Origin of the sequence: Paenibacillus sp. LK1 (assembly GCF_002750415.1) — a bacterium.
Classification (GTDB): Bacteria; Bacillota; Bacilli; order Paenibacillales; family Paenibacillaceae; genus Paenibacillus; species Paenibacillus taichungensis.
Map to the genome: position 1 here is coordinate 568,822 of NZ_PEII01000001.1, position 18,192 is coordinate 587,013.

An 18,192-nucleotide genomic window follows, 5' to 3' on the forward strand; every position below is an offset into this window, starting at 1 on the left:
CAATGATGACGGTTAAGGTGGCTTCTTTTCTACGTAAAGAAATCTCAAATCAAGCGGATCAAAGCAATGACAGCCAAATGTGCAGGATAAAAATAACGCCAAATCCAACGCGGACCCTTCAGGCGGAAGCCTGCGTTATAATACTGGGCCATTGCAATTCCCGCTGTAGCAATCACACTATACATCTGAATAGAGCTGCTGTGCAGGTAAATATAGAGCACATTTAAGAGCAAATGAGCCATTACCAATACTGGGCCCTGGAAGTAACGGAATAGCAATACAAGCAGTAAGCCATACATACCATAATCCATATGGGTCATCTCCATGACCAAACCAGCCACGATCACAATCGGAATTCCCAGCAAACGGACCGGAAGTTTATCGAGCACAAGCAATACAAGTAGAGCAGACCATAATGTCCATACCACATTCAGCGAAAAATGATTAAAAGCCGCCATAAAAGGTAATTGAGAGATCACTGCTATCCAGAACAACCGCCATATGTATTTTTGTACGTTGCGAGTATGTTTATAACCGATATAAACGGCAAAAGCATAGATTGGGAAAGCAATCCGCCCTATGATTCTTAGCTCCCCCACCTGTGGATAAAAGACGGCCCCTATATGATCGATCAACATCGTGATCATGGCTATCCATTGCATCATTTTGTGCTAATCCCTCCTGCTTATCCTGAACTTCAGGGTTCTCCAAGTCTTTCTTATATCTGAAGTTCATAATACATGAACTTGGTGTCCAGCGTATAGCCTTCCGACTCATATAATGCCCGAGCTTTCTTGTTGCTGATCGCCGTAGAGAGCACTATTCGCACAGCTCCACTCTCATTTCCCCATCGTCTTGCAGCTTGCAGCAGCTTACGCGCAATTCCCCTCTGTCGATAATCCGCATGTACGTACAGATCATTAAGTACCCAGATTGTCCTCATGGATACTGAACTAAAGCTGGGATACAGCTGTACAAATCCACCAAAATCACCCGTTAAAAGTTTATCCGTCAAACTGCACTCCACTTCCGATTCTGCAATTAAAATAACGGATTCATTGCGTTCCATACGTTCTCTAATATATTCATTCGCTCCGTTCAAATCAGTAAGCTGATCGTAAAACATCCTATACTCATTGAACAACTGTGCTACTCCGTTAACATCGCTAAGCTCGGCACGTCTAATCCGATACGCCATCTTTAACTCAACTCCTTATATAAAACGTCTCCCTGCTTAATTCCACCCTCTTATTTTAAAGCAGATTTCACGATCTCCCCATTCATCTTCTGCATCAAAGTTTGTAATATATTTCGATAATCTAAACTTAAAAGTATATTTCATTGGAAGCGTCGCACACTATAGTCAGATTACAGGCTCAGCATTACAGCATAGGGAGGCGAAACTGAAATGGAAAAAGACAATATCTATGAACAGGTTAGAGCTAGTCTGTTGGGTGTTGCCGACATGATCTATCAGCCTTTTCAAATTGGACCTTTTCATTGTGAACTCATCTATATTCAGTCCATTGTGGATACCCCTACTATGCGGGAAGCCATCGTTAAACCATTGCTTGAGGAAGCCTCTCGAAATGAAATAGATCATCAATTCATTACTCGTGTCGTGACCGGATCATTTTTCACACTGAACAGCCATCACTCGAATTCACCAGAAGCTATCGTTACTGATATCGTATCGGGCAATGCAGCCTTATACATCGAAGGCATTTCGGGAATGATTCATTTTGCACTTCAAAATTATCAAAGGCGTTCCGTAGCGGAATCAACCAACGAAGTTGTAATTGTTGGCCCTCAGGAAGCCTTTATTGAAGATATTCATGTGAATATGTCTCTGCTTCGGCACAAAATTAAACACCCTGATTTGAAGATGATCAAATTCACCGTTGGAAAATATACCAAAACCGAGGTGTTTGTAGTCTATATCCAAGGATTATGCAAGCCAGACATTTTGGAAAATGTATTAGAGAGCCTTGGTAATATTGATATGGATAGTAGTTTGGGCGTCAGTTATCTATCTGAATTTCTGGAGGACCATCCCCTCTCTCCTTTTCCACAATATCAATATACCGAACGTCCCGATACGGTTGCAGCTGCACTGGTTGAAGGGCGGATCGGGGTCATGCAGGACGGAACACCTTTCTCCCTGCTCATTCCGGTTACTTTTTTCTCTTTAATGCAGTCCTCGGAAGACTATTATCAACGATTTTATTCTGCCTCTTTTATCAGGATTATTCGTCTCTTGTTTGCCTTTATAGCTTTTCTGCTTCCATCCTTTTATGTCGCCGTTACTACATTTCACCCGGAAATCATTCCGACCAACCTGCTGATTACGATCGCTTCTGCGAGAGAAAACATTCCCTTCCCTGCCCTGATTGAAGCGCTCATTATGGAAGTGACCTTCGAAGGTTTGCGCGAAGCGGGGATTCGTATTCCGAAGCCGCTGGGGCAAACGGTGTCCATTATTGGCGGGATTGTTATTGGTCAGGCGGCCGTACAGGCTGGAATAGTCTCAGCTCCACTGGTCATTGTGGTGTCCATCACAGGGATTGCCGCCTTTATCATCCCGCACTTCGAGCTCGGACTGGCATTCCGGCTGCTTCGTTTTCCGGTGCTTTTTATGGGTGGAACATTGGGTCTGTTCGGCATCGTGATTTCAATCTTTATGATTTATTGGTATATGGTTAGTCTCCGTTCATTTGGCGTGCCATATATGCAGCCATTTGCCCCCCTCGTGCTGCGTGATATCAAAGATACGATCGTTCGTGTGCCCTGGTTCTTAATGAAGAAGCGACCTGCAGCTTACGAAGATGCTAATAAGAAAAGGCAAAAGACATGAAAAGGTTAATGATTACACCCAAACTGACTGTCGCTTTGATGTGCGTTTTACTGTGCAGTGGCTGCTGGTCCAAAGTGGAGATAAATGAACGTACATTTATTACGACCATGTATGTGGATAAAGGGGAAAAGCCGGGTGAAATTGATATTTCACTAAGTATGCCACTGCCGAACCGCATCTCTCCGGAAGGAACGGGAGGACCCGGAAAAAACCCATATGCTCTCGTTTCGGCTACCGCATCCACCATCGCTGATGCCATGGAGAGAATTCAAACAGATCTCACACGAAAGATTTCCTGGGGGCACACACGAGTAGTGGTATTCGGTGAGGCATACGCCAGAGAGGGAATTCAAGATGCGATGGAATGGATCTCACGTGAACCTTTGTTCCATCTTAGCAGTTACGTCATGGTTGCCAAAGGCAGAGCCAGAGACGTGGCTGATCTGACACCGGTTTTCGAAGAAACACCCAGTGATGTGTTAAGGGAATTTGCAACTGAAGAAAACATGTTAAAGACGCAAATGCTCAGTGTACTTATGGCTGACAAAATGAATCAGGGCTTTGTCGCTCCCTTACTGGAATCAAAATCAACCGCGATGGCAAGTGAGGATAATAAACGAAAGCAATGGACCAGCCAGGTAGGGGGTGCTCTTTTCAAACAGATGAAAATGGTCGATTCAATCTCTGCCGATGAAACAAGGGGTATAGCCTGGGCCAATCGTAAATTGGATACCTTGGCTGTCTCCGTGGAAACCGAGGATGAAAAAGCAAGTATGACGGTCTATAATACGAGTTCCAAAATCAAGGTTAGACTTGTAAATGGACAGCCTTTCTTTGATATCACTTTACGGGGGCAAGCAGAACTGAATTCCGTAATCCCGATTCTCAAGGTAAAAGATATTGTGGGTGTCAAACAGATCGAGCAAAAGGCTAATGAAAAAGTAAGTGCCCATCTGACAGACGCCATACGAACCGGCCAACGTAAAAAAGCAGATATTCTGATGCTCGGTTATCGCCTGGAATGGGCATATCCTCACATCTGGGAACAGTTACGTCCCGTTTGGAATGATTATGTCAAAAACGAATTGCAGTTTAAGGTGCATGCCCAGATTAACATCCAGTTTGTAGGTTCGGAATCCAGCTACTAATAGGAACAGAGGAAGCGTCAGGCCACTTTAGGAGGTAAACCAATGATTGCTGTTGTATTGTTTGCCGTATTGTACATACTGGAGTGGCCCATGATCAAGTCCAGCAAAAAGGGAATGAAAAAGACCTATTTCGTTCTGCTGGGAATATTTCTGCTGTGGAATACGTTGGCTGTCTCTGTACCGGGCTGGCCTAATCCCAATGATGTCATCAGGCTGGTCTTTGGCTGGGCAGACCGCTTGTTTGGCTAAGAAAGGAACACGCCATGATCAAATTGTCAGCCGGACAAGCGTACCGTTTTATGTTTGTCTACCTTTACTCCGAACCCATTGCTTTTCTTCTGCAGCGCTTGTTCAAAATGAGCGGGTATCAAGGGTGGATATCCATCCTTGGTGGGTTTGCAATCAGTCTGATCCTTCTCTTTTTCACATACAGATTGGGAGCGGTTCACCCGGATCGACCCTGGATTGATTTTGGTGAAGAAATTGTGGGCAAGATTGTTCACAAGCTGTTCCTCGGTCTCATCGTGTTGCTGTGCCTGTATTTGATATCAGTTGACGTAGAGAATTTCATCGTTTTTCTGCAATCCATGTATCTACCCGAGACACCAATATGGCTGACAGCAACTATAACCATTTTATGTATCAGCCTTTCAGCACGCTCGGGTTTAATTACCATTGTCTATTTATCAGAAGGGATATTTCTGGTGCAAGTCTTCACATCTACTTTTCTCATGCCTGCTGTAATGGGTGGAGGAAATCCTGACGTACTTCTTGCCATGGTAACTCATCATGATCTGAAAGAAATATTGACAGGCTCGATTTCAACCATGCCTTGGTTTTCAGAATGGATGATGTTCCTGTTCCTCGCCCCTGCCATTGCTTTCAGGCGGCCGCTTCTACGAAGTATGTTATTTGCAGGCTCTACACTTGCATTATTCATTATCGTGTTCTGGATGTTTACTTTAATGAATTTTGGACCTTACGAAGCCAGCAGTCTTCGCTACCCTTTGCTGGAGATGATACGTTTTGCCCGTTACGGCGATTTTCTGGATAACCTGGATCCCTTCCTGATTGCCATCTGGTCTACGACCATGTTCACGCGCAGCTCGTTTCTGTTATACGTCGCATCCATTTGTCTTGCTAAACTTACTGGAGTCCGGAAGGATAGAACGGTCGTCTATCTGCTGGCAGGAACAGCGGCTTCATATGTACTTCAGTATGCAAAAGACGCGGCTTCTTACGAATTAGCCATTCGTTCTTTCGCCATTGCTACATATGGCGTGCTTATCGAATGCATGCCTATATTGTATGTTGTTGTTTACTGGCTGCGTTTCGGGAAAGGCAAAAAGACGAGCGAGGCTTCTCCCGCCCCGTCGCCTTGACTTTGGATTCAGTTCAGTTCAACTTTTTTCGCTTGTGGGTAAGGATCTGTATCTGGGAAAATGACCCCTTTTTTCAAAATCAAATTGGCATACTGCGCACGTTCACCGGTTGCAACAATGACATAGGCGCGAGAAGCTCTTTCATAAAATGCGAAACGCTCTTCATGATCAAATGCTTCCGTGATACCCTCATGGTCAAGGATCAGCCTGCGGTAATCTTCCCAAATGATGGGCACCACCTGATCCCCCTTGACGACCTGCATAACGGCTGCCGGCCGCTCAGCGTACGTATCCAGTGGATACAAGCTTAAAATGGCATCCAGTAACTCCACTGTACCGAGCGCATCACAGCGAATCAGCCGCTGGGCATGACTAGCTGCGGGGAAGTTGCAATCCGCCAGTACCAGCTCGTCTCCATGGCCCATTTCAGACATGATCTTTAGCAGTTCCGGAGGTATTATTGCGGGAATGTTCTTCAGCATACTCAGCTCTCCTCAGTCAGCTCCAGAATTAGCTGGAGCAGATTCGTCTTCGTAACCTCACCATCATGTAGCCCATTTACCGCGATACAGCGGCACTTCCATTTTATCAGTAATTTCCAACGTTTGCATATTTCAATGTTCGCATAACGGTTATTCCAATGTGAATTCACATATGAACGGATCTTATCACTGCGCTGATGTTCATAAATCCGTTTTGACAAAATTAATTGTTTAGCATATAGTTGTTATAACAAGTAAATGAGTTAAGGCTATTTTGCTTAAAGAAAGAGAGGATTATATGGGGAACGACTATTCGCTCGATCAATCCATTGGATTCATGCTGGGCATGACACATCGCAAGGCGTCGGCTTTACTAGCCATACGTTTCAAGCCCTATGATATTACAACAGAGCAATTTTCCGTTCTGTTCAACATCGGTAGAGGCGAAGGCGTAAATCAAAAGGAAGTCGCTACTCGCGTCTATAAAGATCAGCCCACAACTGCCCGTATTATTGATCTGTTGGAAAAGAAAGGCTGGGTCGATCGTCGGACCAGCGAACAGGATCGCAGAGCCTACTTGCTCTACTTGACCGAAGAAGGAAAAAAATTGCTCGACCAGCTTGTTCCGCTCGAAAGAGAAATGAATAAAAATCTGATTGAAGGTATTCCCGAAGACCAGATGGAAGCATTTAGGCATACTCTTTCCCTCATGAACAGCAATTTGTAACGAACTTTAACACCAGGGGGAATGAACAACTAATGAAATCACAATCAGCACAAGTCAAACTATGGACCACCGATTTTATTCTGCTCATGTTATGTAACTTTCTACTCTTTCTGCAACTTCACATGATTGTATCCCCACTGCCTTCTTATGTGCAGGACCGTTTTCACGCCAATGCCTTTGAAGTCAGCCTCTTTACCTGTCTTTTTGCCCTTAGCGCCATTGCTGCCCGGCTCTATTCAGCCAAAGCATTGGAGAAGGGTCTTCGTAATGCCATGATCTATATTGGCCTGACAATTGCCTTACTCGCTACACTCGGATATTACTTTGCCGCCGGGATTGCTGTCCTTTTATTGCTGCGCATGGTGTTCGGTATCGGATTCGGTATGAGTAGCACGGCTTTCCCCACAATGGCATCGGATATTGTGCCTGTGAAACGAATGGGTGAGGGCATGGGCTATTTCGGCCTTTCCACAAGTCTCGCTATGTCCATGGGTCCCATTATTGGGGTCACCGTGCTTCAAGGTGCCGGTTTCGTGACACTAATGTTATGTACGGCAGGTGTTATCGCGGTCATCTATCCGCTCAGCTATTCACTGACACGCAAGAAAGCTCGCAGGCTCAATGATGAGGTGGTCCCCACTCCACCAGTTGGAACAGCTGCGATATCAGGCACCAAAGTAAAGACACCTTTCAACCGCAAATTGATTCTGCCAAGTATACTGAATTGTTTATTATCCATCACGTATGGCGGACTGGTCGGATTCATCGTTTTGTACGGAAAAGAAGCCAACCTGGCTAATCCTGCACTGTTCTTCTTGTTTAATGCTCTCGCTGTACTGCTGGTCAGACCGTTTGCAGGACGGATTTATGACAGTAAAGGTCCCAAAGCATTACTGATTCCCGGAGCGATATTCATCGCTGCTGGACTGATCATGCTCTCATACGCCTCGTCGATGTCCATTTTGTTTGTCGCTGCATTTTTATATGGAATCGGATATGGTTCGATACAGTCTTCCATGCAGACCTGGATGATTCAGATTGTCTCCCCTTCACAGCGCGGTATGGCTAACGGCATGTTTCTGAATACGCTCGATCTGGGGATTGCTCTGGGAGCACTTCTGCTGGGCGCTATTGCATCCATAACCAGTTATACCGATATGTACCGTTATTCCGTTGTGTTCATGATTCTATTTCTCCTGATATACCTGATTCAAGGGAAACGTAATGGAGGTTTTGCGGTACCTGTGCATCCGTTATTGACTCATACACATATCACTGCGCAGGATTCCGATCGGCATGAGCTTACTGAGACTGCAACCGAAAAAAACACAACTACTCAGCAAAAAGATAGTTGATGCAACTACACTGCTGTATTTCAATTCATTAAAAACGCGTTTACTCTGTGAGGGAAAATACATTCCTCAGAGTAAACGCGTTTTTTATCTTAAAATAATTCAGAATGGACTTTTCTTCCGTCTCCCTGGCAGATAACCACTGGGCTGTTTTACTTCATCATACTCAAGTTCATGATTATTTTGACCACTACCTGATGTGGGCTGGTTCCCCTGGTCTGGCTTGACTGCCAATAAGGTGAGCAATCCCCCCACCGCTCCGGACGCGGCGAGAATACCAAATAAAAGGAAATGGTGGGAAGAGATCAACAATGACACGACAGGAGGGCCGAGAGACACGCCGATAAAACGCATGCTGCTGAATAACGCCGTGATGGTGCCCCGTTGTTCCTTGTCCACCCCTTCAGTAACCATAGCATCCAGACATGGCAGTGTAGCCCCTATTCCTGCCCCGCCAAGGGTGAACAAACCGACGACTACATAGATGTTGTCAAAAAGTCCGATTATACCGAGGGATACCGTTAAAACAGCAAGTCCGATAAACCCAAGCCATTTCATCCGTGTCTTGTTCTTTCCTATCCATTTTCCAGCAAAAAAAGACGCCAGACATAAGGCAGCCAGTGGTATGGCAAGTACAAGTCCTTTAAGTACCCCTTTTAATTTGAACTCTGATTCCAATGTCTCCGACAGATAAAAGAGCACACCAAAGAGAACAAACATACAAATACCGCCGATCGCAAAAATCGCATACAGCCAGCGGCCCTTTTCTTTGAGTACACTGCGGATGGAAGCCACAAACTCGGGAAAACTCTTTGGTTCTTCCTTCCGCTTCGGTGTTTTCACTAAGAAAATAACCAGAACCAGGGAAAGCACACAGAGTACCGGAATAGCCATAAAAGGTAAATACCAAATCCACACAGCCAGAGCTGCACCCAATATCGGACTTAGTACCTTGCCAAAGGTGTTGGAGGTTTCAATAATGCCAAGGCTTTTACTCACCTCGTTCTCATCATCAAACATGTCACCAACCAATGGTATGACAATCGGGAAAGCTCCGGCTGCTCCTATCCCTTGCAAAAGTCTGCCACCAAGAATGGCCCAGTATGCCGCATTTCCATTCAGCATCCAGGCTGCTCCACCTGCTACCGCGCCTCCTACAGCTGCAATGATGAGACTGGGAATAATGACGGCTTTTCTGCCGAAACGATCCGACAGATATCCTGCAAGTGGAATGAGCAGGATTGCGACGACCGCATAAACCGTAATTAACATGCTGACCTTAAATGAGGACACTTTCAATTCACGCTCAATTTGCGGTAGGATGGGAATCAGCATGGAGTTGCCCAGCGTCATTATTACCGGAATGGAAGCAAGTGCGACGAGGTCCCACTTTTTATCGTTCATGCCTCAACCACCTTTACAGAATCAGAAAACAACAACGTTATTGTGGGTTGTTCTGCAGTTGAATATACGGCTTATGTAAAAAAGGTCACTTGGGATGACAGCGCAAAAAGACTGTCGCACTAAATTCAGTGTCGGGACAGCCCTTTTCACTATCATTATGAAGATCAACAAATCAACATTTATTTCAGTACAAATTGCTGAAGAGCTGCACCGCCCTTGAAAACGATGCAGAGCTGTTCAATCTCACGCTCTGCCTTCAGGGAACAGCGAACTGTGCTCCACTGAAGATCCTTTCCGTTGACTGTTCCAGCAGAACCGGGAACGACACAAGTGCCGAGCAGCGGGCCTTCTGGACCTTCAGCCCGAATCTCCAATTCGCCACTTACTCCGAAGGCTGCCACACGACCTTCAAACCCACTAGCTTGCCGGAAGCCATTGTCGTGGAATGAAATCCAGGAAGAACGACCTTCATTATACAGCGGTTCACCTGAAACAATGGCACGGATGGCTGAACGGCCTTCCAGACACTCATCCAACAGAACGCCTGCATAAGCATCGTAATTTTCCGCAAACGTAGGTAGGTTCAGTGCTCGTTGAGGAATGGTTTCACCCTCGATGAGAATTTCTGCGGTCTGACGAATATCTGCTGAGGAACGTCCAGCCATGATCGACCAGGCGGCGGTTTCAAGACAATATTTGTCTCGAGTGACATCCCAGAAAGCCAGTTTCTGAACAGGAATTTCGAAAGAAAGATTTTCCACGGCGCCGGAAGCAAGATGAATCCGCCGGAAGCCGATCAACTGACGTTGTGGGCGTTTCACCCGTGAAGTTTGGGCGTGCCCATACAGCTGCACCACTTCATCGCTGGCACGTTCCCCTTTGTTCTCAACCTGCACTTCAATCTTCAGCACATCATCTCCAGAAGATCCCTCTGTCCGCTCCACTCGAATCGCCTTATACTCAAAGTCGGAATAGGTTAATCCATGACCAAAGGGATACAGGACTGGACCTTCATGATACATATAGGTTGTACTGTTATGAATAACGTCATAATCCATGATGTCTGGAAGCTGCGATTCATCCTCATACCATGTCATGTTCAGTCTACCAGCAGGAGCATAGTTTCCGAGCAGAACATCCGCAACCGCATTCCCCAGTTCCTGGCCTGCATGCGTAAGGTATACGATTGCCGGAGCCACGTCTTTTAACTCTTGCAGTGCGAATGGATAACTGCCAACAATGACAACGACCGTATTAGGATTCACTTGGCAGACTTCTCTTACCAGTCGGGCCTGCTCAGGCGGAAGCTGTAGACTTGGGCGATCAATTTCCTCTTTACCGTTAATATAGGGACTATTACCAACAACAACGACAGAAACATCGCTATTCTGTGCAGCTTTTTTCGCCTGTTCTATTCCGTTAGCAACAACGTCCAGCTTAAACACAGCAGGTTGCTTCTTCCCTTCTACGGCGTCCGGATTACCAGATGAAATCAGGTCTTCGTCTGTTTGTTCCGTCGCTGGGGATAGCACCAGTTGCCCCTGATGTTCATCCAACCTTAGTGGCAGTCCGTTCCACGTTCGCAGCGTACTTTTTCCATCCGGCTGTGAATCAATCTGTACCACTTCCTTGACGAACCAACCACCAATCTCCGGTGCATTCGCCTGATAGATACCCTGTTCGGTTAACGAGACAAAGCGATTGTTTTTCACACTGCGAAGCGAGTGACTTCCCCAGCCCCAGTCCTGATGAATGAATTCAGTAGCTTCTGCACTGCCTTCCGGCACGGCAACAAGCTTTCCTTCTGCCCCAAGCGTGATTACCTTGCCATCGGCTGTCTTCAGACTGATACGATCATTCCCATCTGCAAAAGATACTTCCGCACCGCCAAGCTTCTTACGCAGCCCTTCCAAAACGGTAACACGATAAGGCAGTGTGCCACTGTACCAATCGGTATAGACTACATCCGCAAGGGGACCGATTACGCTAACCTTCTGCAATCTTTCCGATTGGAGAGGAAGCAGTCCATTATTTTTAAGTAAAACGATAGATTCTGCTGCTGCTCTATAACTTAATTTGGCATGTTCAGGCGCGCACAATACAGATTCCGATATCGAAGCATACGGGTTAAGTCCCGTCTGATCCAGTTGTCCAAGCCGCATCCGCACGCCAAAAATATTTCGAATGGCCCGGTCAAGATCCTCGACCTCCAGCAAGTTTCGCTCAAGCGCCTCTTCCAAGGCAGATACGACTAAGTCAACCTCGTCCGTCAGACAGTCCACACCTGCCTTTAAAGCCCCTGCCGCCGATTCCGCATGCGTGGCATGATAACCGTGATAATTGACCGTCTGGGACAAATCTCCCCCGTCACACACGATAAATCCAGGCATGGCCCACTCACCCTTGACCACATCATTCACATATGGGCTTTCAATGGCGGGTGTACCGTTGATCGAATTGTAGGCTGTCATCATGGACAAGGCCCCACCTTCTACGAAAGGCGTCTCGAAGGCTTTTAAATAATATTCACGCAAGTTACGCGGATCGATGCTGGATGAACAATTCAACCGGTCCTTCTCATTATTATTGGCAAAAAAGTGCTTAAGCGTCGCAACCATTTTAAGATAGAAAGAGTGGTTACCCTGCATGCCCTTCACAAGAGCAGCTGACATTTCACCTGTCAGTACGGGATCTTCACCATAACCTTCTTCCGTTCTGCCCCAACGCGGATCTCGTTCCAGATCGACGGTTGGCGCCCATAAGGTCAAGCCGTGACGCTCGGGTGCACGATGGTGGTATGCTCTGGCTTCATCTCCGATGACGGAACCAATTTCGCGCATGAGCTTGGTATTCCAGGTGCTCGACAGACCGAGCGGCTGCGGAAAAACGGTAGCCTCACCTATCCAGGCAACCCCGTGAGCCGCTTCGCCACCCACATTGTAGCCGGGTATTCCCAATCGGGGTACTGCTGCTTCGCGTGTAGGAATTAATCGGATTTTCTCCTCCGTTGTCAGACGCGCAATCAAGTCATTTAATCGTTCTTCCAATGGCAATGTTGCGTCCCACATCGGATATTGAGTATACTCTTTCATACTAACCCCTCCTACTTATTCGTTAAGTTTGAGTCCCTTCCATTCTTCCAATAGATCCAGTGTACGCTCGCGATACTTCTGGCCTGCCTCCGGCTGATCAACCTGATGTTCATGCACATATGCGTTAAAATAAGAGGAAAGTATGCGGTAGGCCAAAAGGCGTGCCTGACCCTCATCTGTCATATTCTGTGACTGGCCATAGCCTTCATGAAAACCAGCTGATGATTCTGTCGATAAAATAGCCTCAAACTGCCTGTCCGCAAACATGGAACGATCCCCATCAATGATGGCGGCTATGTTTAGCTGCCCGTTCTCCTCATGAACAAGCACGTTAGCTTCCCACAGATCGTTATGAACAAGAACCGGAACAGTCACCTGATCAAATAAATCCTTATTTGTTATGAACATATCTGCGATTGCTTCTCCCACACCTGGCATATAGCCAACTTGTGACGCTTTGAGTGCCGTCTCTCCTGCAAAAGCGTGCAGCACCTCGGACCAATGATCCGAGCCTTTAATCGTCCCATCGCCCTGCGGCCAGCCAAACGATTCACCCTCAATCTGATGCATTACAGCCGTATAAGCGCCTAGCTGATGATATAATCGTTCTTTATCTGCTTCCGAAATCGATGAATGATCCAGCTGCTTACTAGGTATAAACTCCATAAACATATAGGTTCTCGGAATGATCAATCCGCTGTCATCACAGGCAATAATATTTGGAGCAGGAATGCCTGCTTTACGGTAATATTCATAAACAACAGGTTCAGCAGACATCATTGTACGTTCAAATGAAAATAACGGATCGCCAGCAGAGCCGAGCGGCATCTCTACCCGCTCTGGAGCCAAACGTAATATCACATCCGCGTATGACGCATGTTCAAGCTGAATTCGATACGTTGTATTAAAAAGTCCACCCTGCAAAAGTGCAAAACTCTTCACAATGGTAGCGGTTCCAAAAGTGTTCTCTACCAACTTATACAGCATCTCGGCAGTAATGGTTTGGTGTAAACCTGAATTCGTTGTACTCATTAGATATAATCCCCTATCTTTATCTGTCGCTTTATAAATTGAACTAAAGAATATTTACATTTGCCACCTCGATGACAGAACAACCTTCCGATCATGTAAAAGCTTAGTTCAATCTATAAATGATACTACCATTTCTTTTCTATAACCATATCTTCCAATGGCACGACAGTAGACAAACAGACGGAACCTTGCGGCACCGTCCTTCTGTTTATCCAATAAATTTTACAGTTGAATTGTAAGCGAGCTAGCACCTGCTGCTGCCGTAACGACAACACCATTTGTACCAGACGCTTGGGAACCGCCCTCTACGCCGGATACACTTTCGATGCCACGCAGCACGATATTCCATGGTTTGCCTGCACCTTCAGCACGAACTTCCAGAACAGAGCCGTTACGGGATACGTTAACAACCAGCTCCTGCTCAGCACTTTGGTTTACAACCACCGCTTGAGCGGAGTTGCCGTCAGCCAGTTCGAACAAGTGAAGGGACACATTATCCGCAAAGTCATAATCCGGTTTGCTATCCACAGCACCAACAGCAATCAGGCTGTTTGGCTTAACCATCATTGGCAGTGTTTTGAAGTCATGATTTTCGCTAATCCAGCGTCCACCTTCAACTTTAGCACCTGTCAGATAGTTGGTCCATGTACCTTCAGGCAGGTAATAACGAACATCACCCTCCTTGTTGAAGATTGGAGCCACCAGGATCGAATCACCAAACATGTATTGTGTATCCAGGCTGAATGTTGTTGGATCCTCTGGGAAATCCAGCAGCATAGCGCGCATCATCGGAATACCTTTTACAGTCGACTCCACCGCAGAATTGTAGAGATACGGCATCAAGCTGATTTTGAGTTTGGTAAAGTCACGAACAACGTCCACGGATTCCTCGTCGAACAGCCAAGGCACACGATACGAAGTGCTTCCGTGTAGGCGGCTGTGAGAAGATAAAAGTCCGAATTGTACCCAGCGTTTGTATACGTCAGGGGTTGCTGTACTTTCAAATCCGCTGATATCATGGCTCCAGAATCCGAAACCGGAAAGTCCAAGCGAGAGACCGCCCCGAAGTGATTCAGCCATGGATTCATAAGTAGAAGAGCAGTCTCCACCCCAGTGAACTGGGAACTGTTGACCACCTGCTGTTGCAGAGCGTGCAAACAGGGCAGCTTCGTTTTTGCCAATCTTTTCTTCGAGCAATTCAAATACAGCTTTGTTATAGAGCTGTGTATAATAGTTGTGCATTTTAACCGGATCAGAGCCATCGAAGTACACGACATCTGTCGGAATTCTTTCACCGAAGTCTGTTTTGAATGAATCAACACCTTGATCAAGCAGAACTTCCAGCTTACTCTTATACCAATTAACAGCATCCGGATTCGTAAAATCAACCAGAGCCATACCTGCTTGCCACATATCCCATTGCCATACGCTGCCATCCGCTGTTTTTACCAGATAACCGTTCTCCATGCCTTCATCGAACAAGTAGGATTTTTCTGCAATATATGGATTGATCCACGCACAGATTTTGAGTCCTTTCTCTTTCAGACGTGCAAGCATGCCTTCCGGATCTGGGAACATCGCTTCATCCCATACGAAATCAGACCATTGGTATTCCTTCATCCAGAAGCAGTCAAAATGGAATACAGACAGCGGAAGATCACGCTCAGCCATGCCATCCACGAAATGGTTAACCGTTGCTTCATCATAATCCGTTGTGAATGATGTGGTCAGCCACAGACCAAACGTCCATGCTGGTGGAAGCGCTGGTTTACCTGTTAATTTCGTATAATTATCAAGTACATCCTTTGGATTGTCACCGCCGATAATGAAGTATTCCAAAGTCTCCCCTTCTACGCTGAACTGCACTTTAGATACATTCTCAGATGCAATCTCATACGATACGCGTTCAGGATGGTTTACAAATACGCCATATCCTTTGTTGGACAAGTAGAAAGGAATGTTCTTATATGACTGCTCACTGCTTGTACCGCCGTCCTCATTCCAAGTGTCAACCACTTGACCATTCTTAACAAACGGCGTGAAGCGCTCACCGAGTCCATAAACATATTCACCAATGCCGAGATCAAGCTGCTCGCGGAAGTACGCTTCCTTACTTGGACCAGTAATATAACCAGCCGCTCTTTGACCGCTACCTGTAATCCGTTTTCCTCCATACAGGAAGCTGACGTCCCAACCGTTCGTTTTGTCGATTTGAACTTCCAGATTGCCGCTTTTCAAAACAGCACCTTGTTCATTTTTCGAGATGTCAACGTTTGCATCTTGAGTATTAAGCTCAAATACAGGCCCTTTTTTCACTCCGCCTTTATGGTGATTCAAAGTTACACGAATAACGTTAGGCATAGGTGAACTGTACGTTGCTTTAAGCAATGTACCATTCAACGTGTCGCCTTTGGTGCGAATATATTTAGTTGCCGCATATACGGTCAAAGAATCCTCTTTTTGCACAATATCACGAATGTCAGTCGGGTTTTGAATGTGGTACCCTTCACGAGTCATCCAGAATCCATCAGTAAATTTCATGTTTTCTTTCCCCCTTCGGTTATACTATAATAATATTGACATTAATAACGAATTTCTTCTCATATTTTGACCAAATATATCACGATTCTGATATTTCTTATCCGATTCTTTATAAACACCACCAATCTATGGGAACGTTTACATTAATAATGATGCAAAAGGAGATTCTCATATGGAACGTGAACGATTACGGGAAGACCGGATTCACGGCAATGCCATGTATCCAGTCAGTGTATACCCGGATATTCAACAATTGAATGGGGACAGCATTCTCGATTGCCATTGGCACGATGAGATGGAGTTCACCATGGTGACTCAGGGCAGTGCTGTTTTTCAAATTGATATGAATACGGTAGAAGTCCAAGCGGGAGAAGCCATCTTTATCAATCGGGGCGAAATTCACGCCGGCTATCTGAAAGGTGATGTCCCTTGTGTTTTTTCATCCATCGTATTTAACCCGGAGCTATTAGGCAGCCGTACATTCGATGCTGTACAGGAGAAATTCGTTGGCCCACTGGTGCACAAAACGGTTCTCCCCCCTTACCATATCCAAACGGATGAAGCGTGGGGCCAAGAAATCATTTTACATTTGAAACGGATTTTCGCCGATCATGCCGCCGGGACACCAACCTGCGAGATGACAACCAAAGCTTACCTCTATTTAATATTTGCACAAATGTTTGAACATATGAGACCTGCTGCACTCAAAGGGACCATTCCGTCAGGCAGTCATGATAAAGTGGAGCGTCTGAAATCAGTGTTAAGCTATATTCACAAGCGTTACCCCGAACCACTCAAGCTAAAAGAACTGGCAGATGAGGCCAATATGAGCGAAGGACATTTTTGCCGCTTTTTCAAACAGATGGTGCAGAAAAGTCCGGTCGACTATATCAACTATTATCGCATCCAGCAGGCCTGTGTTCAGCTTGAGAATACCGATCACAAAATTGTGGATATTGCCATGGACGTTGGGTTCGAGCATTTGAGCTACTTCATTACAACATTCAAGAAACACAAGAATATTACCCCGTCCCAATATCGCAAAATGTTTTATGAGAAAGTGGCGATGGAACCTGCACTGGTCTAAGCTTAAACATCTTTCAGGACCAGCATTCGGCACTCTGAACTGATGATACTTCACTGTTCTCCACTTTTATATGAGTTAACAGATGCAAAGAAGGTGCTTCAGCCCGTTCGGCCGTAGCACCTCCTTTATCTTTCTGATGTATTGGAATTTCATTTTACTTTTTCAATGTCTCCCATGAGCTGTACTCATGCACCGAGAATCCGTTAAAAGACGAATGCACACTTGCCATTTTCTCTACCAACTTGAGCTGTGCTTCCATATATGCTGTACCCTCTTCATAAAAGGTAATAAAATCGCCTTCTTTGCTTTGCTTGGTCTCCACGGCGATCGATACCGTTTTACCCAAAAGTGACGCTTCCTGAAGCTCATCCTTCGCCACATTATAGATGGCCGCAGCCGTATCCCGGTAAGCCATAATGGTAATCGAGTCAAACTTGCGGATCATCCAGCTGCTTACATTCATCGTGGAACCCGGAATCTTGTAACCATCCAGCCAGAAAGGCAGGTCAGCGGCTACCGGCATCTTCATCCGTGCGGCCCGATCGACGATGTATTCAACGTTCCCCTGCCACTGCGTGATCACACTGGCCTGATTGGTTTTCCACTCTGGATGTACATGAGGTTCAATGTCCAGATGTATGCCGGCAAATTTCTCATTAGGCTCTACTTGATTTTGATACGCTTCAACCCAGTCCAGAAAATCTGCAATTTGACCCCGACTCTCCGTCAGTCCCCAAGCAGGTCTTCCATCCATAACGTCCACGGCAATATTTTTCTCTCTGGCTTGACGAATGAAAGATGTATAGTACGGAAGTTTTACATCCCGATTCATTTGTAGGTAGATCGTATTGATTTTGTTCGTTGTGGCAAACTTCAGCACTAGCTGAGGGTTATTTTGAATCTGTGTGGTATCCCATACCCAGGTTGCTCTTACCGATCCCTGAACCGTTCCATGGATGGTTTCATAACTGTCGACTGAGCCAAGTGCAGTGGCTTTGCAAACATAAGTATTTCCCGTAAACAGCATGAAACAACTAATTAACAAAATGAATTGGTATCTCTTTTTGCTTTTCATATTTGTACACTCCCTT

The 18,192-nt window shown here is 45.8% G+C and carries 15 protein-coding genes; 7 read left to right on the forward strand and 8 right to left on the reverse strand.

The genetic code is table 11. The annotated features are described in order from the left end of the window. Window positions 1-44: 44 nt before the first annotated feature. Both CS562_RS02645 and CS562_RS02650 read right to left on the reverse strand, forming a co-directional pair. Window positions 45-665: a TraX family protein gene (locus CS562_RS02645; protein WP_256716828.1), complete on the reverse strand. Its 621-nt coding sequence runs from the start codon at window positions 663-665 to the stop codon at window positions 45-47. 53 nt (window positions 666-718) lie between these two features. Then, on the reverse strand, window positions 719-1,198 hold the full coding sequence (locus tag CS562_RS02650) for a GNAT family N-acetyltransferase (RefSeq protein ID WP_099853418.1): 480 nt from the start codon (window positions 1,196-1,198) through the stop codon (window positions 719-721). A gap of 210 nt (window positions 1,199-1,408) precedes the next feature. Between CS562_RS02650 and CS562_RS02655 the strand changes: the two genes are divergently transcribed. Genes CS562_RS02655 through CS562_RS02670 form a run of 4 tightly spaced genes read left to right on the forward strand, consistent with a single transcriptional unit; the run spans window position 1,409 to window position 5,384 of the window. Then, complete coding sequence (locus CS562_RS02655; RefSeq protein WP_076289443.1) at window positions 1,409-2,854, forward strand: spore germination protein; 1,446 nt, start codon at window positions 1,409-1,411, stop codon at window positions 2,852-2,854. Then, the gene (locus CS562_RS02660; protein WP_099853420.1) at window positions 2,851-4,002 is read left to right on the forward strand and encodes a Ger(x)C family spore germination protein; all 1,152 of its coding nucleotides are present in this window, start codon (window positions 2,851-2,853) and stop codon (window positions 4,000-4,002) included. The genes CS562_RS02655 and CS562_RS02660 overlap by 4 nt, the downstream gene beginning before the upstream one ends. A 42-nt stretch (window positions 4,003-4,044) precedes the next feature. Beyond that, a complete protein-coding gene (locus tag CS562_RS02665) occupies window positions 4,045-4,251 on the forward strand; it encodes a hypothetical protein (RefSeq protein WP_076289441.1) in 207 nt (68 codons plus the stop codon). 14 nt (window positions 4,252-4,265) lie between these two features. Then, window positions 4,266-5,384 carry a GerAB/ArcD/ProY family transporter gene (locus tag CS562_RS02670; RefSeq protein WP_099853422.1) on the forward strand — a complete coding sequence of 373 codons (1,119 nt, stop codon included), beginning with the start codon at window positions 4,266-4,268 and terminating at the stop codon, window positions 5,382-5,384. Between the two features lie 8 nt (window positions 5,385-5,392). Here the strand turns inward: CS562_RS02670 and CS562_RS02675 are convergent, their stop codons facing one another. Then, window positions 5,393-5,866 (reverse strand): RbsD/FucU family protein, encoded by a 474-nt coding sequence (locus CS562_RS02675; protein WP_076289439.1) that lies wholly within the window; start codon window positions 5,864-5,866, stop codon window positions 5,393-5,395. Between the two features lie 298 nt (window positions 5,867-6,164). Between CS562_RS02675 and CS562_RS02680 the strand changes: the two genes are divergently transcribed. Together CS562_RS02680 and CS562_RS02685 are read left to right on the forward strand one after the other, a co-directional pair. Continuing rightward, the gene (locus CS562_RS02680) at window positions 6,165-6,593 is read left to right on the forward strand and encodes a MarR family winged helix-turn-helix transcriptional regulator (protein WP_024630121.1); all 429 of its coding nucleotides are present in this window, start codon (window positions 6,165-6,167) and stop codon (window positions 6,591-6,593) included. Window positions 6,594-6,625: 32 nt separating this feature from the next. After that, complete coding sequence (locus CS562_RS02685; RefSeq protein WP_099853425.1) at window positions 6,626-7,948, forward strand: MFS transporter; 1,323 nt, start codon at window positions 6,626-6,628, stop codon at window positions 7,946-7,948. A 99-nt stretch (window positions 7,949-8,047) separates the two neighbouring features. Here CS562_RS02685 and bcbE read toward each other — a convergent pair whose 3' ends face one another. From bcbE to yicI, 4 genes are all read right to left on the reverse strand, one after another. Beyond that, window positions 8,048-9,349, reverse strand: a complete 1,302-nt coding sequence (gene bcbE / locus CS562_RS02690) for a bacillibactin exporter BcbE (RefSeq protein ID WP_099853428.1) — start codon at window positions 9,347-9,349, stop codon at window positions 8,048-8,050. A gap of 179 nt (window positions 9,350-9,528) precedes the next feature. Further along, window positions 9,529-12,441 carry a glycoside hydrolase family 3 protein gene (locus CS562_RS02695; RefSeq protein WP_099853430.1) on the reverse strand — a complete coding sequence of 971 codons (2,913 nt, stop codon included), beginning with the start codon at window positions 12,439-12,441 and terminating at the stop codon, window positions 9,529-9,531. 15 nt (window positions 12,442-12,456) lie between these two features. After that, complete coding sequence (locus tag CS562_RS02700; RefSeq protein WP_099853433.1) at window positions 12,457-13,473, reverse strand: aminoglycoside phosphotransferase family protein; 1,017 nt, start codon at window positions 13,471-13,473, stop codon at window positions 12,457-12,459. A 222-nt stretch (window positions 13,474-13,695) separates the two neighbouring features. Further along, on the reverse strand, window positions 13,696-16,014 hold the full coding sequence (yicI, locus tag CS562_RS02705) for an alpha-xylosidase (protein ID WP_076289434.1): 2,319 nt from the start codon (window positions 16,012-16,014) through the stop codon (window positions 13,696-13,698). 172 nt (window positions 16,015-16,186) lie between these two features. Between yicI and CS562_RS02710 the strand changes: the two genes are divergently transcribed. Beyond that, window positions 16,187-17,101 carry a helix-turn-helix transcriptional regulator gene (locus CS562_RS02710; RefSeq protein WP_076289433.1) on the forward strand — a complete coding sequence of 305 codons (915 nt, stop codon included), beginning with the start codon at window positions 16,187-16,189 and terminating at the stop codon, window positions 17,099-17,101. Window positions 17,102-17,255: 154 nt separating this feature from the next. Here CS562_RS02710 and CS562_RS02715 read toward each other — a convergent pair whose 3' ends face one another. Then, window positions 17,256-18,176, reverse strand: a complete 921-nt coding sequence (locus CS562_RS02715; protein WP_099853436.1) for a hypothetical protein — start codon at window positions 18,174-18,176, stop codon at window positions 17,256-17,258. Window positions 18,177-18,192: the final 16 nt, after the last annotated feature.